16 protein-coding genes and 1 rRNA gene are annotated in these 20,606 nt (G+C 67.1%); 12 read left to right on the plus strand and 5 right to left on the minus strand.

All coding sequences use genetic code 11. The features are described 5' to 3' along the window. The first annotated feature begins 5 nt into the window (after positions 1–5). Both rrf and O3684_RS09120 read left to right on the plus strand, forming a co-directional pair. Positions 6–122, plus strand: a 5S ribosomal RNA gene (rrf, locus tag O3684_RS09115). Positions 123–352: 230 nt separating this feature from the next. Further along, positions 353–877: an NADPH-dependent FMN reductase gene (locus tag O3684_RS09120; protein WP_500066484.1), complete on the plus strand. Its 525-nt coding sequence runs from the start codon at positions 353–355 to the stop codon at positions 875–877. 176 nt (positions 878–1,053) lie between these two features. On the opposite strand, the gene O3684_RS09125 is transcribed toward O3684_RS09120, so the two are convergent. Then, the gene (locus O3684_RS09125) at positions 1,054–2,796 is read right to left on the minus strand and encodes a dolichyl-phosphate-mannose--protein mannosyltransferase (RefSeq protein WP_500066486.1); all 1,743 of its coding nucleotides are present in this window, start codon (positions 2,794–2,796) and stop codon (positions 1,054–1,056) included. Between the two features lie 151 nt (positions 2,797–2,947). Here O3684_RS09125 and O3684_RS09130 point away from each other — a divergent pair, with 151 nt between their 5' ends. From O3684_RS09130 to rsmI, 5 genes are read left to right on the plus strand one after another with little or no spacing between them, the layout of a single operon-like run. Next, positions 2,948–4,090: a metal ABC transporter substrate-binding protein gene (locus O3684_RS09130; RefSeq protein WP_500066487.1), complete on the plus strand. Its 1,143-nt coding sequence runs from the start codon at positions 2,948–2,950 to the stop codon at positions 4,088–4,090. Continuing rightward, complete coding sequence (locus tag O3684_RS09135) at positions 4,090–4,806, plus strand: metal ABC transporter ATP-binding protein (RefSeq protein WP_500066489.1); 717 nt, start codon at positions 4,090–4,092, stop codon at positions 4,804–4,806. Before O3684_RS09130 ends, O3684_RS09135 begins: the two co-directional genes overlap by 1 nt. After that, on the plus strand, positions 4,803–5,684 hold the full coding sequence (locus O3684_RS09140) for a metal ABC transporter permease (protein WP_500066491.1): 882 nt from the start codon (positions 4,803–4,805) through the stop codon (positions 5,682–5,684). The genes O3684_RS09135 and O3684_RS09140 overlap by 4 nt, the downstream gene beginning before the upstream one ends. Continuing rightward, positions 5,681–6,538: a metal ABC transporter permease gene (locus O3684_RS09145; protein ID WP_500066495.1), complete on the plus strand. Its 858-nt coding sequence runs from the start codon at positions 5,681–5,683 to the stop codon at positions 6,536–6,538. Before O3684_RS09140 ends, O3684_RS09145 begins: the two co-directional genes overlap by 4 nt. Before the next feature lie 12 nt (positions 6,539–6,550). Continuing rightward, on the plus strand, positions 6,551–7,468 hold the full coding sequence (gene rsmI, locus O3684_RS09150) for a 16S rRNA (cytidine(1402)-2'-O)-methyltransferase (RefSeq protein ID WP_500066497.1): 918 nt from the start codon (positions 6,551–6,553) through the stop codon (positions 7,466–7,468). A gap of 18 nt (positions 7,469–7,486) precedes the next feature. On the opposite strand, the gene O3684_RS09155 is transcribed toward rsmI, so the two are convergent. After that, positions 7,487–8,044, minus strand: coding sequence for an isochorismatase family protein (locus O3684_RS09155; protein WP_500066499.1), 558 nt, complete (start codon positions 8,042–8,044; stop codon positions 7,487–7,489). Between the two features lie 131 nt (positions 8,045–8,175). Here O3684_RS09155 and metG point away from each other — a divergent pair, with 131 nt between their 5' ends. The 3 genes from metG to O3684_RS09170 all read left to right on the plus strand — a co-directional run bounded on the left by metG (position 8,176) and on the right by O3684_RS09170 (position 13,846). Beyond that, positions 8,176–10,017, plus strand: coding sequence for a methionine--tRNA ligase (metG, locus tag O3684_RS09160; RefSeq protein WP_500066501.1), 1,842 nt, complete (start codon positions 8,176–8,178; stop codon positions 10,015–10,017). Positions 10,018–10,138: 121 nt separating this feature from the next. After that, entirely contained in the window at positions 10,139–11,605 is a 1,467-nt protein-coding gene (locus O3684_RS09165) for a glycoside hydrolase family 32 protein (RefSeq protein WP_500066502.1), read from the plus strand. Between the two features lie 210 nt (positions 11,606–11,815). Continuing rightward, complete coding sequence (locus O3684_RS09170; protein WP_500066504.1) at positions 11,816–13,846, plus strand: sucrose-specific PTS transporter subunit IIBC; 2,031 nt, start codon at positions 11,816–11,818, stop codon at positions 13,844–13,846. Between the two features lie 929 nt (positions 13,847–14,775). Here O3684_RS09170 and O3684_RS09175 read toward each other — a convergent pair. Next, positions 14,776–15,801, minus strand: a complete 1,026-nt coding sequence (locus tag O3684_RS09175; protein ID WP_500066506.1) for a LacI family DNA-binding transcriptional regulator — start codon at positions 15,799–15,801, stop codon at positions 14,776–14,778. Between the two features lie 286 nt (positions 15,802–16,087). On the opposite strand from O3684_RS09175, the gene O3684_RS09180 reads away from it, so the two are divergent. After that, positions 16,088–16,354, plus strand: a complete 267-nt coding sequence (locus tag O3684_RS09180) for an HPr family phosphocarrier protein (RefSeq protein WP_500062576.1) — start codon at positions 16,088–16,090, stop codon at positions 16,352–16,354. Between the two features lie 4 nt (positions 16,355–16,358). Next, on the plus strand, positions 16,359–18,041 hold the full coding sequence (ptsP, locus tag O3684_RS09185) for a phosphoenolpyruvate--protein phosphotransferase (RefSeq protein WP_500066508.1): 1,683 nt from the start codon (positions 16,359–16,361) through the stop codon (positions 18,039–18,041). Between the two features lie 90 nt (positions 18,042–18,131). Here ptsP and O3684_RS09190 read toward each other — a convergent pair whose 3' ends face one another. Continuing rightward, a complete protein-coding gene (locus O3684_RS09190) occupies positions 18,132–18,860 on the minus strand; it encodes a hypothetical protein (RefSeq protein WP_500066510.1) in 729 nt (242 codons plus the stop codon). 15 nt (positions 18,861–18,875) lie between these two features. Next, a complete protein-coding gene (locus tag O3684_RS09195; RefSeq protein WP_500066512.1) occupies positions 18,876–20,549 on the minus strand; it encodes a PspC domain-containing protein in 1,674 nt (557 codons plus the stop codon). Positions 20,550–20,606: the final 57 nt, after the last annotated feature.

The following is a 20,606-nucleotide window of genomic DNA, read 5'->3' on the forward strand; positions in this document are numbered from 1 at the left end:
AGTCTTGTGGTGGTCATAGCACCGGGGAAACGCCCAGCAACATTCCGAACCTGGAAGCTAAGCCCGGCAGCGCCAATGGTACTGCAACCGCCAGGTTGTGGGAGAGTAGGACACCGCCACAACACACGTAACAGAAGCGGCCAGAAACCAATCGGTTTCTGGCCGCTTCTTCGTACGTGATCGCTGGTATAGCCAGCCCAATCACGCCTTGGCTTGTGTACATCGGTCGTGGGTATCGCGGCGTCGCGACACTGTGGGACTTGTGTCCTAAACGATAGCGATTGTCCTTGTCTCGAGCTTTCCTGCGAACTATAGTAGTTGACGTTTCAATAAGACTTTGAGAGGAAACATCATGGCTTCCGTTGCTATCGTTCTTGGCTCTGTGCGTCCCGGCCGCGCCGGTGAGCAAGTCGTTCGTTGGATTGAGGAGCAGGCGCGTCAGGCCGACGGCGTCTCCACCGTCTTCTTGGATCTGCGTGACTACCAGCTGCCGCTTTTCGCGGAGGAGATCCCCCCGTCGATGCAGGCCCCCGTGCTGCCCGAGGCTGTTCGTCTGCGCACGAACATCGCGGCGAACGACGCCGTTCTTTTCGTGACCCCTGAGTACAACCATTCGGTGTCCGCGGTTCTCAAGAACGCTATCGACTACCTGCCCCCGGCCACGCTGAAGGAGAAGGCTGTTGGACTCGTCGGTTACTCGTGGTACGGCGCTGTCAAGCCCCTCGAGCATCTGCGCGAGATCCTGTCGACCTTTGGCGCTGACGTTCGCGACCAGCAGGTTGGCATCAACCTCGGTTCTGACTTCCAGGACGGCGTTTTCCGGCCCTCCGACGATCTGAACGCTCAGATCCGCGAGCTCCTCGTATCGCTCGCCTGAGAAGGTTCGCTGAACGGCTTCTCACGGCTTGTCACGGTGTCGGCTTGCTGGCGTCGCGCTGTGGCGTGAGTGGTTGAATGCGCAGCCGAGATGGGGTGGCGTTCAGGATGAAAGGGTGGGTCCCGGCTACCAAGCCGGGACCCACCCTTTTTCTTGACGGCGTCACTGGCGCGTCACTAGATCCACGAGGGGAGCCACATGTGTGCGCGCCAGAAGCTGTAGTCCATGATGTCCGCGCGCCAGAGGGGCATAAAGTACGCCGCGCATGCGAGGATCGTGATTGTTAGGAGCGCCGCGAGCACCCAGCCGGTTAGCTCGGTGCGGCGGGGGAGTGGGGCAGCGAGGGGCTGGCCGTCGGCGGTGACCCACCCCGCCAGTACGGCGATGAGCCAGGCGACGGCGAGTGCCACGAAAGGCGCGAAGGCTACGGTGTAGAACGTGAAGATCGTGCGGTGTGCGTAGGCGAGCCAGGGAACGTACAGGGCGATGTAGCCCAGCGTGATAACGCCGGTGCGCCAGTTGCGGTAACGGACCGTTGCCCAGAGGACGATGATGAGCGCGCCGATCCCGATCCACCACAGGAGCGGATTGCCGAGCGCAACGACGTCGGTCGCGCACTTCTCCGACGCGCATCCCGTGACTTCCGGTCCGTTCGCCCAGTGGAAGGAGGTCGCACGGTACTGCGCGAGCCACGTGTAGGGGTTGGACTGGTAGGTGTGCGGGGTGCTCAGCCCGTTATGGAATGTCCACATTTCCTTGTGGTAGAGCCACAGGTCTGCGAGCGAGCCCGCAAAGCCGGGGATTCCTGATCGACCATGCCCGTGCGCGGCGGGGTGAGCAAACCACCCGAACCACGAGGCGATGTATGTCAGGATCGCTGTGGGGACCATGAGGATGAATGCCCACCAGATATCGGCGAGGAGGGCACCGCGGATGGGGGAGGGGTGACCGGCGCGCCAGCGGCAGGTGACTTCCCGGAGTGCGACGAATAGGCCGAGGAAGGCGAGGGCGTAGATGCCCGACCACTTCACGGAGGAGGCGAGGCCTGCCAGGACTCCTGCGGCGAGCAGCCATGGGCGGTTGCCCGCATTCGGGCCGATCGCGAAGGGGCGTCGGTCCTGGCGGGTGAGGTAGGCGCGCAGGCTTGGCCACCCCTGCCTCGGCGCGCCCAGGCCGTCCCATTCGCGTAGCTTGGCCAATAGTCGCGGCCGGGACGTCTCCTGGTCCTTGACGACGCACAGGAACGCGGCCAGGGCGAACATCGTGAGGAAGCCGTCGAGGATGGATGTGCGGCTCATGACGATCGCCATGCCGTCGGTCGCCAGGAAGAGGCCGGCCAGAAGAGTGAGCGCCGGTGAGTGGAAGAGGTTCTGGGCGAGTCGGCATAGCAGGAAGACGGTGATGATGCCGCAGATGGCCGCAGCGATGCGCCAACCGACGGGGTCTGACTGGCCGAAAATCTTCATGCCCAGCGCGATCAGCCACTTCCCTGTGGGCGGGTGCACCGGGTAGCCACCCACCGTGGATAGGCCGGAGACGTCGCCGGTGGCGAATGCCGCGTCGACGTCCTTGGCCCACGTGCCCTCGTACCCGAGCGTGAGGAGGGACCACGCGTCCTTCACGTAGTAGGTCTCGTCGAAGATCAGCGTGCGGACATTATCGAGGCCGGGGAGCCTAATGGTGGCCGCGAGGATCGTCGCGATCGCGGTGGCGACCCATCCGGCCGCCGGGGTAGTCAGGCGATCCGACCATCGCGGATGGTGTGGGGGAAGGGGGCTGCCGGAAGTGGGCGGGGTCGTCGAGTCGGCGTCAGGGGCCTCGGGGTGCGGTTTCTCGGCGGAGGCCTCGGTCGTCGTCTCGAACTCGAGGGGGTCCGAGGTCTCGTCGATCGTGTCGTTGTGTGCGTTAGCAGTATTCATCGCATCCGAGTCTAGCGGCCTCGTCGCGGCACAAAAACTGTGGTGCACATTCGCTCGCGCGTTCGGGGAGAATGTTCAGCTCCAGCCTCTTGAGAATTGTTCTCGCTTCTGACTATAATTTCGTGTACCCGAAAATTGCACAGGAGCAATAATGTTTTCTTCGACGACGCGCGGCGTAGCAGCCGCCGCTGGGCTGGCCCTGGTGACCGCCTCGCTGGCTGCGTGCGCGCCCTCCTCCTCGGCCCACGGTCTCGCGGTCGTTGCCACGACCACCCAGATCTGCGACTACGTCACTCAGATCGCGGCGCGGTCCGCCGATATTTCCCTCGACAAGACCGATGTCTCCGGAAAAAACAGCCACGTGGGCGCGCAGAAGGACAGCGCTGCCCTCACCATGAGCCTGACCTGCCTGCTCGCCCCCAACGCTTCCGCGCACGAGCATGAGATGACCCCGGCGCAGACATCGGCGCTTGCGCAGGCCGACGTCATGGCGGTCTCGGGCGTGGACCTCGAGCACTTCCTCGACGACGCTGTCGTCTCCTCCGGCTTCAAGGGACGCATGGTCGTCACCTCTGGCGTCCTGACGGCCGCAGACGTGGACAACCCGGGCACCCCAGATCCCGAGGGCCCCTACACGATCGATCGCGGAGGTGAGCGCGTGGACGTTGCTCCGTGGCCGTTCCCGCCGGAGGAAGCGGGCGAGGAACCCGAATTCCGCTTCGACCCGCACGTGTGGACCTCGCCGAAGGGCGCCCGCGTCCAGGTCGCTAACCTCGGCGCGGGCCTCGCCGCTGCGGCGCCCGACGCTGCGTCCTCGATCAACGCGGCCACCGCCTCGTACCTGGAGGACATCGACGCCCTCGACCAGTGGACCGCCGAGGCCATCAAGACCGTGCCGGAAGGACAGCGCGTCCTCTTCACCTCCCACGACGCCTTCGGCTACTTCTCGCGGGACTACGGGATCCGCTTCATCGGCGCCGCCCTGTCCGACTTCAACGAGCAGCAGGACGCCACCGCCGACCACATCGCCAAGGCCGTCGCGGCCGTCAAGGAATCCGGCGCGGTCGCGCTTTTCGCCGAAAACTCCAACAACTCCAAGTCCATCGAGGCGATCGCCCGCGCGGCCGGCGTCACCCCGATCGTGGGCGAGGATGCGATGTACGGCGACTCGCTGGGACCCGATGGATCCGAGGGAGCCACCTACGTCGGCTCGATCATCCACAACGTGCGCGCCGTTACACAGGCGTGGGGCGGCACCGTCCCGGACCTGCCCGAGCGCCTGAAGGACCAGTGATGGGCAGGCTCGTCTCCTTTCAAGATGCCGTGCTGGGGTACGCGCATACCCCAGCGCTGACCGGCCTGACCCTCGACGTGTTCGGGGGCCAGGCCCTCGCCCTTGTCGGCCCCAACGGCGGCGGCAAGACGACCCTCATGCGCGGTATCGTCGGCGGCTGCCAGGTCCTGTCCGGGACCGTCGAGGTGGACACAACCCGCATCGGCCTCGTGCCGCAGAGCGCCGACCTGGACCTCACCTTCCCCGTGAGCGCCGCCGAGGTCGTCACCATGGGCCTCATCGCCGAGGCCGGCTGGGGCAGGCGCATCACCTCCGAGATGCGCGCTCGGGTGAGCGCCGCCCTCGAACGCGTCAACCTGAGCGACCGGGCCTCCCACCGTTTCGGGACGCTCAGCGGCGGGCAGCGCCAGCGCGTCCTCGTCGCGCGCGCCCTGGTCGCGTGCCCCGAGCTGGTCATGATGGACGAACCCTTCAACGGCCTCGACGCTCCCAGCCGCGACATCATCACGGGCCTCATCGCCAAGCTGACCGCGGACGGTGTCGGGGTTATCGTGTCCACGCACGACCTCTCCCTCGCGCGCGACGTGTGCTCCCAGGCGTGCGTGCTCGCCTCCCGCCTCGTCGCCCTGGGCCCCACCGACGAGGTCCTGGTGCCCAAGGTCTTGGCGCGCGCTTACGGATCGAGCGCCGACGAGGCGATTGCGGCCCTGTCATGATCGCCCCCTACCTGCTGCGCCCTCTCATCGTCCTCGGCGTGCTCGCGCTCGCGGTGGGACCGGCCTCGACGCTGGTCAACCTGCGTCGCGCCGAGTTCAGCGCCGAAACGATGGTCCACGGCGTTTTTCCCGGCATCGTCGTCGGCATGGCGGTTGGCGGGCGTGACGCGATCATCCCGGGCGGCGCCGTGTGCGCGGCCCTCATCGCGGCGGCGCTGACGGTGGCCTCTCGCAAACAGCGCCACTCTGAGGCGACGACCGCGGTCCTGCTCACTGCCTTTTTCTCCCTCGGCATCGTCATCTCCCTGCGCATCGGGGACATGTCCGGGCAGCTCGAATCCCTCATGTTCGGCCGTCTCCTGGATATCACCCCGTCGCGCATGGCAACGAGCGCCCTCGTCCTCGTAGTCGCGGCCGCCCTCCTTGCGCTCACCTGGCGCGCGCAGGTCGCGGTGGCCTTCGACCGTGAGGCCGCGCGGGTCAGCGGCGTCCCGGTCACCTGGATCGACATCGCGTTCAACGCGGCGCTCGGCGCGATCGTCGTCGCCGCGTCGACGGCCGTCGGGGTCCTCCTCGTCGTCGGATATCTTGTTGTGCCCGGAGCCTGCGGTCGGCTGCTCGCCGCGGGCCCGCGCTCAATGGTGCTACTGGCCGGCGCCTGCGCGCTCGCCGGAGGATGGGCCGGCTTCGGCGTCTCACTCCTGCGCGCGCCGCGCCCCCTCTCCCCGCAGGCGTGCGTCGCCATGGGGGTCCTCGTCTGCTTCGCGGCCGCCTGCGCCATCCGCGAGATCCGCGCCCGGCGTGCACGCACGGCCACCACCGTGCGTGAAACGCTGCGTGAAACGACCGTGAGCGCCGGGGGAGGGGAGGCCTCGTGATCGCTAGCCTCCTCCTGTACCCGGCGCTGCACGTGACGATCATCGGGGCCCTGGGTGGCCTCGTCGGCGCCTTCGCCTACCTGGACCGACGCATTTTCTTCGCCGAATCCGTCACGCACGGAACCTTCCCGGGCGCGGTCCTCGGCGTCGTCATCGCCGCCGCCTTCGGTTTCGGGCACTCCGGAATGTCGGCGGCTCTCTACGTCGGCGCGTTCCTTGGCACGATCCCGCTCGTGGCCCTCATGCGCTGGCTCGCCACGATCCCCGGCATCTCGAGCCAAGGCGCGGCCGGCATCGTTCTGACCGCGGGTTTTGCTTCCGGTTACTTCTTGGCGACCTGGTTCAAGCCACTGCCCCTCGCGGTGAATTCCTTCCTGACAGGATCCGTCATGACGGTTTCGCCCGCCGACGTCGCTTGGGCGGGTGGAGTGCTCGTGGTCGCTCTGCTTGTCGTGACGTTGGGTGGGCGCCAGCTGATCGCCCACTGCTTCGACCCCGCCAACCCAGCCGCGGCCTCGCGCGCCGGGCGTCACGAGCTCGTCATCCTCGGCCTCATCCTCGCTTCGGTCACCGTGGCGATCCCAGCGGTCGGCACGATCCTGTCGATCGCGCTCATCGCCGCGCCGGCCGCTGCTCTCGCGCCCCTCGTGCGCAGCTCGCGCGCCTTCCTCATCGGCTGCCCGCTGCTGGGCGCGCTCCTGGGGATCTCCGGCCTCGCGATCGCCGTCCCCGCGCGTCTCAGCGCGGGCGGGACCATCGCGCTCCTGTGTGCCGCGAGCGTCCTCGCCTCGCGGATTCCCCAATGGGTGGCCGGATCGAACGGGGCGCGCCGTGCGCGCGCGGACAAGCAGTGAGACGATACCGGCATGGAAGCCGCGACCGACTCGACCCGATCCGCGACGAGTGCCCAGGCCTCGTCCCCGAATCCGCGCGACGAGCGCGGAAGCGACCCCTATCGGCAGGAGGCAGGGACGATCCTGCTGGCCGCCACCCCCATCGGTGACGTGCGCGACGCGTCGCCCCGCGTCGTCGCCGCTCTCGAAGGGGCCGACATCGTCGCAGCCGAGGACACGCGCCGGGCCCTAGCCCTGGCCTCGCGCCTGGGCATCAAGCTGGGTGGCCGCCTCGTCGCCCTGCACGACCACAACGAGGCCGAGAAATCCGCGGGCATCGTCGAGGCCGCCAGCGCAGGAGCGCGCGTCGTCTTCGTGTCCGACGCGGGTATGCCCACGGTCTCCGATCCGGGCTTCCGGCTGGCGCGCGCCGCCATCGACGCGGGCGTCCCCCTCTCCGTCCTGCCCGGCCCCTCCGCGCCGCTCGTCGCCCTCGCCCTGTCCGGCCTGCCCTCCGACCGCTTCGCCTTCGAGGGGTTCCTGCCGCGCAAGGACGGGGAGGCCACGCGCTACCTGGAAGGCCTGGCCACCGACCCGCACACGCTCATCTTCTTCGAGTCACCCCGTCGTGCGGCCGCCACGCTGACGCGCATGGCCGAGGTCTTTGGCGCCGACCGTGCCGCCGCGCTGTGCCGCGAGCTCACGAAAGACTACGAGGAGGTGCGCCGCGGAACGCTCGGGGAACTCGTGGAGGGGGCGGACGACGTCCTCGGCGAGGTGACGATCGTTGTCGCCGGATACGAACGCAGCGCGCGCGCCGAAGACCACGTCGGTGCTGTTCTCGCGCTCGCGGCTGAAGGCATGCGCCTCAAGGACGCTGCGGCCGAGGTGGCTGCGGCGACGGGCGCGCGCAAGAACGACCTCTACAAGGCCGCCCTCGCCGCGCGCTAAAAACGAGGCCGGGGAGCCTCAGACGAGCAAGACGCCCTCCGTCGTCATCCACTGACGGGCCGACGCGCCCAGCTCCTCGGTCACGGGGGCGGTCAGCTCGCGCAGGACACGCGTCGGGAATCCGGCGTGGACAGCATCCACAGCCGTGCACGCGACGCAGTGCGACTCGGCCAGACCCACGACGTCCACGTCCGTGATGCCGGCGTCGCGCAGCGCCTCCTCCAGCGTCTTGCCATCCTCGGTCGTTCCCTCGAAGCCCGAGTAGGCGGCCTTGTACTGGCCCTTCTTGACTGTCACGTCCGCGTGCACGTTCGCGAGCGCCGGGTGCAGCTCGGCCTCGTCCGTGCCGGCCACGCCGTGCGGGGGCCACGTGTCCACGAAATCCGGGTTCTCCGAGAAGTGCTCGCCCGGATCGATGTGCCAATCCTGCGTGGTCACGATCAGCTGATACTCGTCGCGGTGCGCGTCCACGTAGGCGGCCACGGCCTCGGCGATAGCGTTACCGCCCGTCACCGGGAGGGCACCACCTTCGCAGAACGTGGGCTGAACGTCGACAATGATGAGAGCGCGGGGCATGGGACCTCCCAGAAAATTCAGTAATTTTCTCAAGAATATCACCCGGGTCACACTCGCCCAAGGGATGTTTCAAATCCTCGCAATGCGGCCGGTTCCCCGTTCGTGAGCGCTACGCAGTATTGTTAGGGGCTATGAGTCGTATTCTGTCCGCCGTCGCATGGCCCTACGCCAACGGCCCCCGTCATATTGGCCACGTTGCTGGATTCGGTGTCCCCTCCGACGTTTTCTCCCGGTACATGCGAATGGCCGGCCACGACGTCCTCATGGTCTCCGGCACCGATGAACACGGAACCCCCATCCTGGTGGCCGCCGACGGCGCAGGCATGAGCGCCCGCGAACTCGCAGACCGCAACAACCGCCTCATCGTCGAGGACCTCGTGGCGCTCGGCCTGTCCTACGACCTCTTCACCCGCACGACCGCCGGCAACCACTACCGCGTCGTCCAGGACATGTTCGCCACCGTGCGCGACAACGGCTACATGATTGAGCAGGTCACGCGCGCCGCCATCTCCCCGTCCACCGGCCGCACCCTGCCCGACCGCTACATCGAGGGCACCTGCCCGATCTGTGGCGCCGAGGGCGCGCGTGGCGACCAGTGCGACAACTGCGGCAACCAGATGGACCCGACCGAGCTCATCAACCCGCACTCGCGTATCAACGGCGAGACCCCCAAGTTCGTGGAGTCCGTCCACTACTTCCTCGACCTGCCCGCCCTCGCCGATGCCTTGTCCGCCTGGCTCGACGAGCGCGAAAAGTCCGGCACCTGGCGTCCCAACGTCATCAAGTTCTCCCAGAACTTCCTCGAGGACATCCGCCCCCGCGCGATGACGCGCGACATTGACTGGGGTATCCCGGTCCCCGGCTGGGAGGACCAGCCCACCAAGCGCCTCTACGTGTGGTTCGACGCCGTCATCGGCTACCTGAGCGCCTCCATCGAGTGGGCGCGCCGCACCGGCGACCCCGAGGCCTGGCGCAAGTGGTGGAATGACCCCGAGGCCCTGTCCTACTACTTCATGGGCAAGGACAACATCGTCTTTCACTCCCAGATCTGGCCCGCCGAGCTGCTCGGCTACAACGGCCAGGGCTCGAAGGGTGGAGCTCCCGGCGACCTGGGCGTCCTCAACCTGCCCACCGAGGTCGTGTCCTCCGAGTTCCTCACCATGGAGGGCAAGAAGTTCTCCTCCTCGCACGGCATCGTCATCTACGTGCGCGACTTCCTCTCGCGCTACCAGGCCGACGCCCTGCGCTACTTCATCAGCGCGGCCGGCCCCGAGACCTCGGACTCCGACTTCACCTGGGCCGAGTTCGTGCGCCGCACTAACGGTGAGCTCGTCGCCGGCTGGGGCAACCTGGTCAATCGCACGGCCTCCATGATCGCCAAGAAGTTCGGCGAGATCCCCACCCCGGGTGAGCTCGAGGACATCGACCGCGCGCTCCTGGACGCCGTCGAGGCCGGTTTTGCCACCGTCGGCAACCTCATCCGTCACCACCGCCAGAAGGCGGCACTGTCCGAGGCCATGCGCCTGGTGGGCGAGGCCAACAAGTACGTGACCGACACCGAGCCCTTCAAGCTCAAGGCCCCCGAGCAGCGTGAGCGCCTCGCGACGGTCCTGTGGACCCTCGCCCAGGCGGTGACGGACCTCAACCTCATGCTCTCCCCGTTCCTGCCCCACGCTGCCAACGACATCGACCGCGTCATGGGCGGCGAGGGCGAGATCGCGCCCATGCCTCGCATCGAAGAGGTCGCCGAGCTCGACCCGCAGGTCCTGCCCGCCGACTTCGAGGGGCGCGACGGCTACCCGATCATCACGGGCGACTACACGAACGTGCCCACCTGGGAGCGTCACGCGATCACGCCCGGCACCCCGATCGCCAAGCCCACGCCGGTGTTCGTCAAGCTGGATGAATCCATCGTCGAGGAGGAGCTTGCCCGCTACGCGGACGCTCACCCCGACGATGTGACGGGCGCCTGATCTGGTTTTTCCGTGATATGTCGCCACTCTTGATGAGTGTGACGGACGTGTGAGCGCGCGCGGGCGGGACGGATGCGTCCCGCCCGCGCGCTCGTCTGTCCCGGGGTGTTACCGTGAGGTCATGGCCGAAGATTTTCTCGCGTCCGCCCTCGCTGCCGAGGCCTCGTCGCGCGCCCAGCAAGATCCCGACTACCCGCTCTTTCACGTCGCGCCCCCGGTGGGCCGCCTGAACGACCCGAATGGCCTCATCGAGATCGGCGGGACGTATCACGCGTTCTTCCAGTACACGCCCGAGCACCCTCGCAAGCTCGTCTACTGGGGCCACGCCACGTCGCGTGACCTGACTCATTGGGACTACCACGCCCCCGCGATCCTGCCCGACACCCACCAGGACGCGAACGGCACCTACTCGGGCACGGCGATCGAGGTCGGCGACCACGTCGAGCTGTGGTACACCGGCAACTACAAGGATCCCGAGACGGGGGAGCGCGAGGCCACCCAGTGCGTCGTCACCACGACGGACATGGTTCACTTCGATAAGCGCGTGCCCCCGGTCATTGGCCGCCAGCCCGAGGGGTATACCGCCCACTTCCGCGACCCGCAGGTGTGGCGCGATGCGGACGGCTCGTATCGGATGCTGCTCGGAGTCCAGCGCGAGAACCTCACCGGCGCGGCCCTGCTCTACCGCTCGACTGACCTGCGCGCGTGGGAGTGCGAGGGCGAGATGACCTTCCCAGACGCGGGCGGCGCCTTCGACGCCTTCGGCTACATGTGGGAGTGCCCCAACCTGGTGCGCCTGACGGACGAGGAGACCGGCCGAGCTCACGACGTGTTGATTTTCTGCCCCCAGGGTATTTCGCCCGAGCGCGAGGGTTTCGAGAACGTCTTCCCGTGCGTCGCCATCGTCGGTGAGCTCGTGGGTACCGAGCTGCGCGGTGCCGACGGGTCCTTCGAGGAGCTCGACCGCGGCACCGAGTTCTACGCGCCCCAGGTCATGGCTCGCTCCGCCTCCTCCTCGCCTGACGCGCCGACCCTCCTCTTCGGTTGGGCGGGAAACGCTGGCGAGGACGACCAGCCCTCCATCGCCACCGGCGGCTGGGTACACTGCTTCACCGCCCCGCGCGCCCTGACCCTACGCGGGGGCCGCGTCATCGCCCGCCCCTACCTGCCGGGCCTGCCCCTGGCCCCCACCACCCTCGAGGGCGCCCCGGGGGACGAGGCCGGCGCTCAGATCGTGGAACTCGTCGGCTCTCGCTCGTGGCGCCTCGCTTTCGACGCCTCCTACGACGGGCCCCTGTCCGTCCAGATCGGTTCCGGCTCCGGCCTGTCGATCACTCTGGAAGACGGACGCCTGAGCGTCGACCTGACGGGCACGCGCTACCCCCATGGCGGCCGCCGCGTCGTCACCCTGGAGCCGGGGGAGGCCGGCCGCGTGGAAATCCTCCACGACCGCTCGATCACCGAGATCTACCTGGGCGACGGCTCGCGCGTCTTCACGACCCGCAGCTTCCTGAACGGCGAGGGTGCCGGCGTGACCTTCACGGGTGCCGCTTCCGTGACGAACGTGAGCGCCGCGCGCGCCGACTGAGCGACCCGCGTACGAGGCCGTGGCTGCTTGGGTGGCCACGGCCTCGTCGTATGTGTGCGGTCTCTCATCCCCTGACCTGAGACGATGGCCGTCGCACCTTGCGTGAGCAGCTCTGTCGCCCGTAGTATGTCAATCGATTGCTACACACCGCCCAGCGCGGCGTAACAATGGCGTTGCGCGTGGGGTTTTCAGAAAGGAATGTGATCAGCGATGGATCACGCCAAGGTGGCAGGAGAAGTCGTCGAAGCAGTCGGCGGCGCCTCCAACATCAGCGCAGCAGCACACTGCGCAACCCGTCTCCGCCTGGTGATCGCGGACGAATCCAAGATCAACCAGCAGGCCCTCGACGACAACGAAGATCTGAAGGGCACATTCGCCGCCGGCGGCATGTTCCAGATCATCGTCGGACCCGGCGATGTCGACCAGGTGTACGCCAACATGGTGGCCAACCACGGCGTGCGCGAGGTCTCCAAGGACGAGGCCAAGGAAGAGGCCGAGGCCGGCGGCAACGTCTTCTCGCGCTTCATCAAGATGATCGCCGACATCTTCGTCCCGGTCCTCCCGGCCCTGATCGCCGGTGGTCTCCTCATGGCCCTCCACTCGGTCCTGACGGCCGAGGGGCTTTTTGGCGAGCGGTCCGTCATCCAGATGTACCCGGCGATGACCGACTACGACGCGCTCATCAACCTCGTGTCATCCGCGGCCTTCGCGTTCCTGCCCGTACTCGTCGGTTTCTCCGCTGCCAAGCGCTTCGGTGGCAACACCTACCTGGGTGCCGCGATGGGCGCAGCGATGGTATCCCCGTCGCTGCTGTCTGCCTACTCCATGACAGACGCGGCGGCCGCCGCCAAGTTCTGGGCTTACACGGACCAGTCCTCGGTGTGGAATCTCTTCGGCCTCGAGGTCACCAAGGTCGGCTACCAGGCGATGGTCATCCCCACCCTGGTCGTTACCTGGATCATGTGTCTCATCGAAAAGAGCCTGCACAAGGTCCTTAAGGGCACCGCGGACTTCCTGCTGACCCCGCTCATCACCCTGCTGATCACCGGCTTCCTGGCCTTCGTCATCGTCGGCCCCGTGACCCGCGAGCTCTCCAACTACCTGACCTACGGCATCAACTGGGCGTACACGACGCTCGGTGTCTTCGGCGGACTCATCTTCGGTTTCTTCTACAGTGCCATCGTCGTCACCGGTCTGCACCAGTCCTTCCCCGCCATTGAAATCCCGCTGCTTCCTTCCAACGGTGGCGTCGGCGACTTCATCTTCCCGATTGCCTCCATGGCGAACGTCGCGCAGGGCGCGGCTGCCCTGGCTGTCTTCTTCAAGACCCGTGACGCCAAGCTCAAGGGTCTGGCCGGCGCCGGTGGCGTCTCCGCAGTCTTCGGAATCACCGAGCCCGCGATCTTCGGCGTCAACCTGCGCCTGCGCTGGCCCTTCTACTGCGCCATGGTCGCGTCCGCCATCGGCTCTGCGGGCGTTGCCTTGCTGAACGTGCGCGGTCAGGCCCTCGGCGCCGCCGGCTTCGTCGGCTTCGTGTCGATCATCCCCAAGTCGATCCCCGCCTACCTGGCCCTCGAGGTCCTCGTGTTCGTCCTGTCCTTCGGCATCACCTTCGCCTACGCCATGACGCGCGGCAAGGCTGATATGGAGGGCCGCGCGCCCGCCGCCAAGGCTGCCGCTCCCGTGGCCGCTGCGGTTGCCACTGCTGCCCCGGCTGCTGCTCCCGCGGCCGCTGCTGCTCCCGCGCCCGCCCCGTCTTTTAGCGACGAGGCGCTGGCCGACCTCTCGGTCTCCTCGCCCCTTGCGGGCACCGCGATTCCGCTCGAGCAGGTCAAGGATGAGTCCTTCGCCAAGGGCATGCTTGGCCCCGGCATTGGCATCGAGCCCGCAGACGGCCTCGTCGTGGCGCCCTTCGATGGCACCGTGACCGTCGCGTTCCCGACCGGCCACGCCTACGGCCTCAAGTCCGCCTCCGGCGTCCAGGTCCTCATTCACGTCGGCATGGACACCGTCAAGCTGGACGGCAAGGGCTTCACCCCCCGCGTCGCCAAGGGCGACGTCGTGCGCCGCGGCGACGTGCTCGCCGAGGTGGACCTCGACGTGATCCGCGAGGCCGGCTACGAGACCATCACGCCTGTCGTCGTGACGAACAAGAAGAAGTTCGGTGGGGTCACCCCGGTCGCGAGCGGGCAGATCCAGCGCGGCGACGCGCTGCTCGACGTGGCCCCCAAGGAGGCCTGAGCCTTCCGGGAGTCAGTCTCGACATAACGCGTGGGCGGCATCAGCAGTGCGCTGGTGCCGCCCACCCGTCTGTTGAACCGGCGGAGTCGTATGCGCGTTTCGTTGTGGTGACACTCGTTGTCGGGAGCTCGTGTTCTCGGGCGCGGGTGTCGACCGTACAGTCTGTGGCTGCTGCGAGGCCTGTCGACGGTGAACAAAGGTGTTGGCGGTTTCAAAGTCGCCCCGTCATCGCGTCCGGTCAAGTCCTCTGCGCGAATAAGTTCGCCCTGCTCGGCCTGATGTGGGTGTGAGCGCGAAAAAATTCGCCCTGCAGGCGCGAAAGAGGCGAATAACGCCGTTTTTAGGTGTGCTGGGCGAACTTTTTCGCGGAACCGCTGTAGAACGGGGGCGCTGGGAGAGTTTTGTACCGGGTGGGTGCTGGCGGGGGCGTGTCGGGGGAGTTTTGTACCGGGTTTGGCACTGGGCGCGGTACAAAGTTCTCCCTGCGGGGGGTCGTGGGGGTGGATGCGGTACAAAGTTCTCCCTGCTCGTGCAAAACGGGCTGAAATGGGCCTTTTTGGGCGTGTTGGGAGAGTTTTGTACCGGTTGGGCTGCTGGCGGGGGCGTGTTGGGGGAGTTTTGTACCGGGTGTGTTGATGTGCGCTCGCGGGTAGGCGATCTGCCCGCAGCAAAGGGCTGAACCTGTGGACGGGGGCCTGCTCGCACATCAGGGCCGAACATGCGGATAGGTTATGAAGATGCGGATAGGTTATGAAGATGCGGATAGGTTATGACGATGCGGATAGCTTATTAACCTATCCGCATGTCAATAACCTATCCATATGCGGATAAGCTATCCGCGTGCGTAGCCGTGGGCGCTCAGGGGTTAAGAAAATGACGCGGGACAGCGACAATCGTGGCTGGTGGGAGCCTCGCGCCGCGTGACGCACTCAGACGTTGATCGAGCGCCCCGGAATCAGCGTCCCCGGGAACTCGACCGTCTGGGCGTGGGGTGCCCCGGCCTCGTCGGATGAGGGACGCGGTGCCTTGCCCTCGATCTGATCGAGGAGGATCGACACCGCCTCCTGTGCGATCGCGGCGATGGGTTGGCGGATTGTTGCGAGGTGGGGCAGAGCGCGGCGCATCGTCTCCGTGCCATCGAAGCCGATGACGGATAGATCCGTGGGGACAGACAGCTCGCGCGTGCGCGCCCACTCGAGGACCTCGGCCGCTGCCAGGTCATCGGTCGCGAAAACGCCATCGATGGGGGAGGAGGCGCGGGCCTCATCCAGGGCATCGCGCACCATCGCGAAACGTTGCGGCGTCGGCGTATCGAAGGGCACGGTGACCACGCGCGGGGTCAGTCCGGCGTGTGTCACCTTGGCGCGGTAGCCGGCCTCGCGCAGGTTGCGCGGACCCGAACGTGAGGTGAGCAGCAGGGGATGGCGGCATCCGCCCTCGATGAGCGCGCGCGTCGCCATGGCTCCCGCCTCCTCGTTCGCGCAGCGCACGTTCGGGATGGACGGGCTTAGCTCGCGGTCGATCGTCACCAGCGGCATGCGGATCGTGTCGTATTCGCCCAGGCCTTCGTTGTGGGCGCCTGAGATGATTCCGTCGACGCGGTTGCCCACGAGGAGCGACAGGTATTCGCGCTCGCGGTCCGCCCGGCCCATGGAATTGCAGATAAGGATGCGATATCCGGCGTCGGCGAGGGCGTTTTCGACCTCGACGGCCAGCTCGCCGAAGAAGGGGAGAGACACGGCAGGAACGATCAGACCGACCGTCTGCGTGCGCTTGCCGTGCAGGGCGCGCGCCAGGGAATTAGGGCGATATCCGAGCGTTTTGATCGCGTCGGCGACGTTCTGCTTCGTCTTTTCCGAGAGGTATCCGCGGTTGTTGAGGACGCGCGACACGGTCGTGAGGCTCACTCCGGCCAGCTCGGCGACGTCGGCCAGCGTGGGTTCGCGCGAACTCATGCGGGGTTTCCTTTCCTTCCCTCGGTATTTCTCCATTGTAGTTGGTGACCTGGGAGGGAGCCGTGTGTCACGTCGGCGAGGCTGGGGCTGAGCATCACGCGAGGGTGTTGTTACGCGGGGGCGTGCGAGGCGTTCATTCCGTGGTTTATCGGCATTTATGAGGGTGATGTATCCCATGTCACGGTCCGTGATATCGGGTTTTGCGCGGGTATGCCAGCCCGATACCATGGGCACTACGGGCACCTGTGTCTCACGATGGACATACCCGCACTTGAAAGGAACAACCATGATTTCCCGCACCGTTGCAATTGGTTCCTCCGTTGGCCTCCACGCGCGTCCTGCGAACATTCTTGCCGAGGCCGTTGACGACTCCGGCGTCGACGTGACCATCTCTCTGGGTGGAGAGGAAGCTGACGCTGCGTCGCTCCTCGAAATCATGACCCTGGGCGCCAAGCACGGCGACGTCGTCACCCTGTCCACCGAGGACGATTCCGCGGGTGCGGTGCTCGACTCGCTCGTCGAGCTGCTCTCGCGCGACCTCGACCAGGAGTGAACTGATGGCGACGCACGACGTCCTGCACGGCATCGGCGTCTCCGCCGGTACCGCAGCAGCCCCCGCGGCGATCGTCCAGCCCGCCCCCGGTGTTGACACGACGGAGCCGGGCAGCGTTGACGCTGCCGCCGACGGCGCGCGTGTCCGCGAGGCGCTCGCTGCGGTTTCCGCTCGCCTGAAAGAGCGCGCCGCGAACGCGCCGGAGGAGACGAAGGCGATCCTGAAGGCCACCGCCCAGCTCGCGGGTGACCGCGGCCTGGCTAAGGCTGTTGACAAGAAGCTGAAGAAGGGGCTGGGTATCACCCAGGCCGTCCATGACGCGGTTGAGGACTACGCGCAGATGCTGCGCGGCCTGGGCGGCTACATGGCCGAGCGTGCGACCGACCTCTACGACGTGCGCGATCGCGCGATCAGTGAGCTTCGCGGCCTGCCTGAGCCCGGCGTCCCGGCTTTCGACGGCCCAGTCGTCCTCGTGGCCCACGATCTGGCTCCCGCCGAGACCGCAACCCTGGACCCCGATACTGTTCTCGGCATCATCACCGAGGTCGGCGGTCCCACGTCGCACACGGCGATCCTGGCTGCCCAGCTGGGTATTCCCGCGATCGTCAAGGCCGCGGGCATCATGGAGGTCGCCGAAGGTACGATGCTGGCCCTCGACGGTGGCGTCGGCGAGGTGATCGTCGCCCCCACCGATAACGAGGTGGACCTGCTCAAGGAACGCTCGCGTCGCCGCGCGCTCGCCCTGGCAGGCTCGACCGGCAAGGGTGCGACCTACGACGGCTACCCCGTCAAGCTCCTGGCCAACATCGGCACGGTTGACGACGCGATGAAGGCCTCGAAGTTTGACCTCGAGGGCTCGGGCCTGTTCCGCACGGAGTTCCTGTTCCTGGAGCGTTCGGAGGCCCCGACGTTGGAGGAACAGACCGACACCTACACGAAGGTCTTGCAGGCCTTCGGTGACCGTCGCGTGGTCGTGCGTACCCTCGATGCGGGCGCCGACAAGCCGCTGAGCTTCGCTGATCTGGGCGCCGAGGAGAACCCGGCCCTGGGCGTGCGCGGCCTGCGCCTGTGCCAGGTGCGCGAGGATCTCATCGATACGCAGCTGCAGGCCCTGGCCGCCGCTCACAAGGCGACGGGCGCGGAGCTGTGGGTCATGGCCCCGATGGTCTCGACTGCGGATGAAGCCAAGTGGTTCGCCGACAAGGCGCGCGGCTACGGCCTGCCCAAGGTCGGCATCATGATCGAGGTGCCCGCGGCCGCCCTGCGCGCCGAGCAGCTCCTGTCGATCGTGGACTTTGCGTCCATCGGCACGAACGACCTGACGCAGTACACGATGGCTGCCGACCGTCTGGACGGCAACCTGGCGGCCCTCCTGGATCCGTGGCAGCCCGCGGTCCTCGAGATGATCCGCAACGCCTGCAACGGTGGTCGCGCGACCGGCAAGCCGATCGGCGTGTGTGGCGAGGCCGGCGGCGACCCGCTGCTTGCCCTGGTCCTCACGGGTCTGGGTGTTGCCTCCCTGTCGATGGCTCCCTCGAAGGTCAACGCCGTGCGCGCCGCCCTGCGCATGCACGACCTGGCAACCTGCCAGCAGATGGCTGCCTACGCGGTGGATGCGCCCAACGCGAAGGAAGGCCGTGATAACGTCGTGAAGCTGGTGGCTCCGGCGATGCTGGATCTGCTCTGATGTGGCGTTTCTGACGCATAGCGGGGTGGGCCCGGGAACCAATCGGTTCCCGGGCCCACCCCGTTTGTGCGTGCGTTGCCAGACGCCGCGTCAATCCCTGCGGACCGCATCCGCCGGATTCGATGACGCCGACGGGGCTCCCTTCTGAGAATTCTTCTTGGAACGGCCAGAGAAGAGCGCGGTGAGAATCAAGATCACGCCCAGCGCTGCGATCGAGCTGATCCCAAGGATCGGCAGATTAAAGTTCGCCACGTAGGCCTCGGCGATGAGGAAAACCCCCACCATGCATACGAGGAGCGCCCACACGAAGGAACCGACCCGCACGCCCCTACTGGGCGCCTCGGGCAGCGTGCGTACATCGACGGGGCCTGCCGGCGCGCTCCACGTGGTGTGAGCGCTAGCAGCCGGGCCCGCCGCTGCGCCGGGAGCACCCAGGGGCTCCTGACGGCGATAAGGTGCCCCTGCCTCGTGCCCCTGGGGGATGGACTCACCCGTGGAGGCCGGGTCGAAGGCGGTGCGCCCGCCTGCCCCTACGGAGTCGGCAGGAGAGCCCGCCTGCGCATGCGTCCCCTGCGCGCCCGATGCGCTCGCCTGGCCCGCAGTCCCAGCGTCTGAGCGAAAGGGATCGGTGGGCATCTGCGCAGTTGGTGCTTCGCGGAAGGCCGCCAGGGGGTCCGAGGACAGATCCGGCGAGGAGGTCGGAAGCTCCGTGGTCTCGTCCGATCCAGCGCCGACGATCGGCGCGGGGGTCGTCGGCAGCGGTGTCGTTGCGTCGAATTCGGGCAGTTCAGCGGTGAGGTCGTCGCTCGAGGTGGTCATGGTCGTGTTCCTTCCTCAGTTACCCGACTGAGAGCCGGTGGGGGTGGGCGATGGGGTAGCGCTCGGGGCCGTAGAGGGCGTGGCGGACGGCGTGGCGCTCGGAGTCTGGGTCGGCTTGGAACCCCATGTTCCCGACGAATCGGGTGTCTGCAGGACCGTCAGCGTGTCGAGTCCGGCGCTATCAGTGATGAGGACCGTAATGCCGCCGAGGGAGGGATTTCCCCAGGAGGGGGAGGAGGCAGTCGCATCCGCGCAGCTGCTCAGCGGGGATGCCCAGCCGTTGCCGTCCATGTTGGTGGAGAGAGTCTCGATGTCGGACTGGCACACGATCTGGACGGGCTGTCCCTCGGCCACCTGAATGGTGAGACTGCTCCAGGCCTCCCAGTCGACGATGATTGTCTTCGTGGTGCCGACGGGGGCTCCACTCAGGTCGAGTAGCGTCGTGCCGGCCGGGTTGCCTCCACTGACTCTGTCGACTGTCCAGTCGCGCGTCGTCTGAGTGCCGATGCCCCCCGGGTGAACGTTTATGTGGAAATCGGTCGGGCGGGCGGCCTGGGTGCCGATGGCCGCGGTGGGAAGCGCCATCATGATGCCGATGACCGACAGGGTGGTGAGCCATCCCGCGCTGCGGTCGCGCAGGGCCGCGATCACCAGGGAGAGCCCGACGACCAGCAGACACGCGCCGCCACCAATGGTGATGATGCGGGCGATCGTCTGATCCACCGTTTCGCCGGTGATGAGGGGGATCGACAGTCCCTTATCCGCCCAGTACAGTCCGGCGAAAACAGCAGCCGTGATGAGCACCAGCAGGCCCGTGATCGCCAGGTTCACGCGGCCGGAAACGGTGCGGGGGCGATGCGTCGGCGCGGGCGGAACGTTCCATCGACGAGGCGTGGGCGCGCTCGCGGGAGGCGTCCAGCCGGGGTGGGGCACGGAGGCTGTCGCGGCGGCCGGACGCGGTCCGGCTTGCGGGCTGGCACCGGCGGGGGTGGACTGGAAATCGCTCGGAACGCCGTACGCGGGGAAACCGGCGGGACCCTGCTCGGGCTTCATGCCCGGATCCGGCTCCCCCGTGCCGTCAGCGGCCGGGGAAGCCGCCGCAAAAGGGGCGGAGGCGCCCGTCGCGTTCGGGGTGGGAGCAGCCGACGGGGCGTTGTTTCGTGGAGCCTCGTAGTGGGCGGCCCCGTAGGAGGGGCGCTGCTGGCCCGCGTTCCGGTTGCGAGAGAGCGACAGGCCCACGAGAGCGGCCGCGATGCCCGAGAAGGAGAGTGCCACGATGATGAGCGTGAACCAGCCGATCCCCATGATGCCGAAGATGCCGACATCGGAGAACATCGAGGACAGGGCGGCGAGAATCATCAGAGCACCGCCGATGACGGCGATGTCGAAGCGCCCCTCGATAGCCTCCTCGACGTGAATGCGGCCGTCCTCAGCCTCGGGCAGGAGCAGCCAGGCCAGCCCGTAGGCGAGGACAACGAGCGGCATGAAGAACGCAGTGACCACCACGAGGACGCGCACGAGCGACAGGTCCCACCCCTGGTGGGCGGAGATTCCCGAGCAGACGCCTCCGAGAACGCGGGGCTTCGCGCGGTACCACCCGGAGCCTCGGATGGAGTCGAAAATACCGCTGCGGGGCGGGCGCTGCTGGTACTGATCGCTCGGATCTGTTGTGCCATTCGACCAACTCATCATGCACTTCCTCTCGATGGGATCCACGCGGCGTGGATCGATACCACTACTCAACCA

The sequence above is a fragment of the Pauljensenia sp. 20925_1_27 genome (assembly GCF_041432835.1).
Classification (GTDB): Bacteria; Actinomycetota; Actinomycetes; order Actinomycetales; family Actinomycetaceae; genus Pauljensenia.

Coding starts and splice junctions, on each gene's coding strand:
- O3684_RS09120 (WP_500066484.1), top strand. CDS start 353: ATGGCTTCCGTTGCTATCGTTCTTGGCTCTGTGCGTCCCGGCCGCGCC.
- O3684_RS09125 (WP_500066486.1), bottom strand. CDS start 2,796: ATGAATACTGCTAACGCACACAACGACACGATCGACGAGACCTCGGAC.
- O3684_RS09130 (WP_500066487.1), top strand. CDS start 2,948: ATGTTTTCTTCGACGACGCGCGGCGTAGCAGCCGCCGCTGGGCTGGCC.
- O3684_RS09135 (WP_500066489.1), top strand. CDS start 4,090: ATGGGCAGGCTCGTCTCCTTTCAAGATGCCGTGCTGGGGTACGCGCAT.
- O3684_RS09140 (WP_500066491.1), top strand. CDS start 4,803: ATGATCGCCCCCTACCTGCTGCGCCCTCTCATCGTCCTCGGCGTGCTC.
- rsmI (WP_500066497.1), top strand. CDS start 6,551: ATGGAAGCCGCGACCGACTCGACCCGATCCGCGACGAGTGCCCAGGCC.
- O3684_RS09155 (WP_500066499.1), bottom strand. CDS start 8,044: ATGCCCCGCGCTCTCATCATTGTCGACGTTCAGCCCACGTTCTGCGAA.
- metG (WP_500066501.1), top strand. CDS start 8,176: ATGAGTCGTATTCTGTCCGCCGTCGCATGGCCCTACGCCAACGGCCCC.
- O3684_RS09165 (WP_500066502.1), top strand. CDS start 10,139: ATGGCCGAAGATTTTCTCGCGTCCGCCCTCGCTGCCGAGGCCTCGTCG.
- O3684_RS09170 (WP_500066504.1), top strand. CDS start 11,816: ATGGATCACGCCAAGGTGGCAGGAGAAGTCGTCGAAGCAGTCGGCGGC.
- O3684_RS09175 (WP_500066506.1), bottom strand. CDS start 15,801: ATGAGTTCGCGCGAACCCACGCTGGCCGACGTCGCCGAGCTGGCCGGA.
- O3684_RS09180 (WP_500062576.1), top strand. CDS start 16,088: ATGATTTCCCGCACCGTTGCAATTGGTTCCTCCGTTGGCCTCCACGCG.
- ptsP (WP_500066508.1), top strand. CDS start 16,359: ATGGCGACGCACGACGTCCTGCACGGCATCGGCGTCTCCGCCGGTACC.
- O3684_RS09190 (WP_500066510.1), bottom strand. CDS start 18,860: ATGACCACCTCGAGCGACGACCTCACCGCTGAACTGCCCGAATTCGAC.
- O3684_RS09195 (WP_500066512.1), bottom strand. CDS start 20,549: ATGAGTTGGTCGAATGGCACAACAGATCCGAGCGATCAGTACCAGCAG.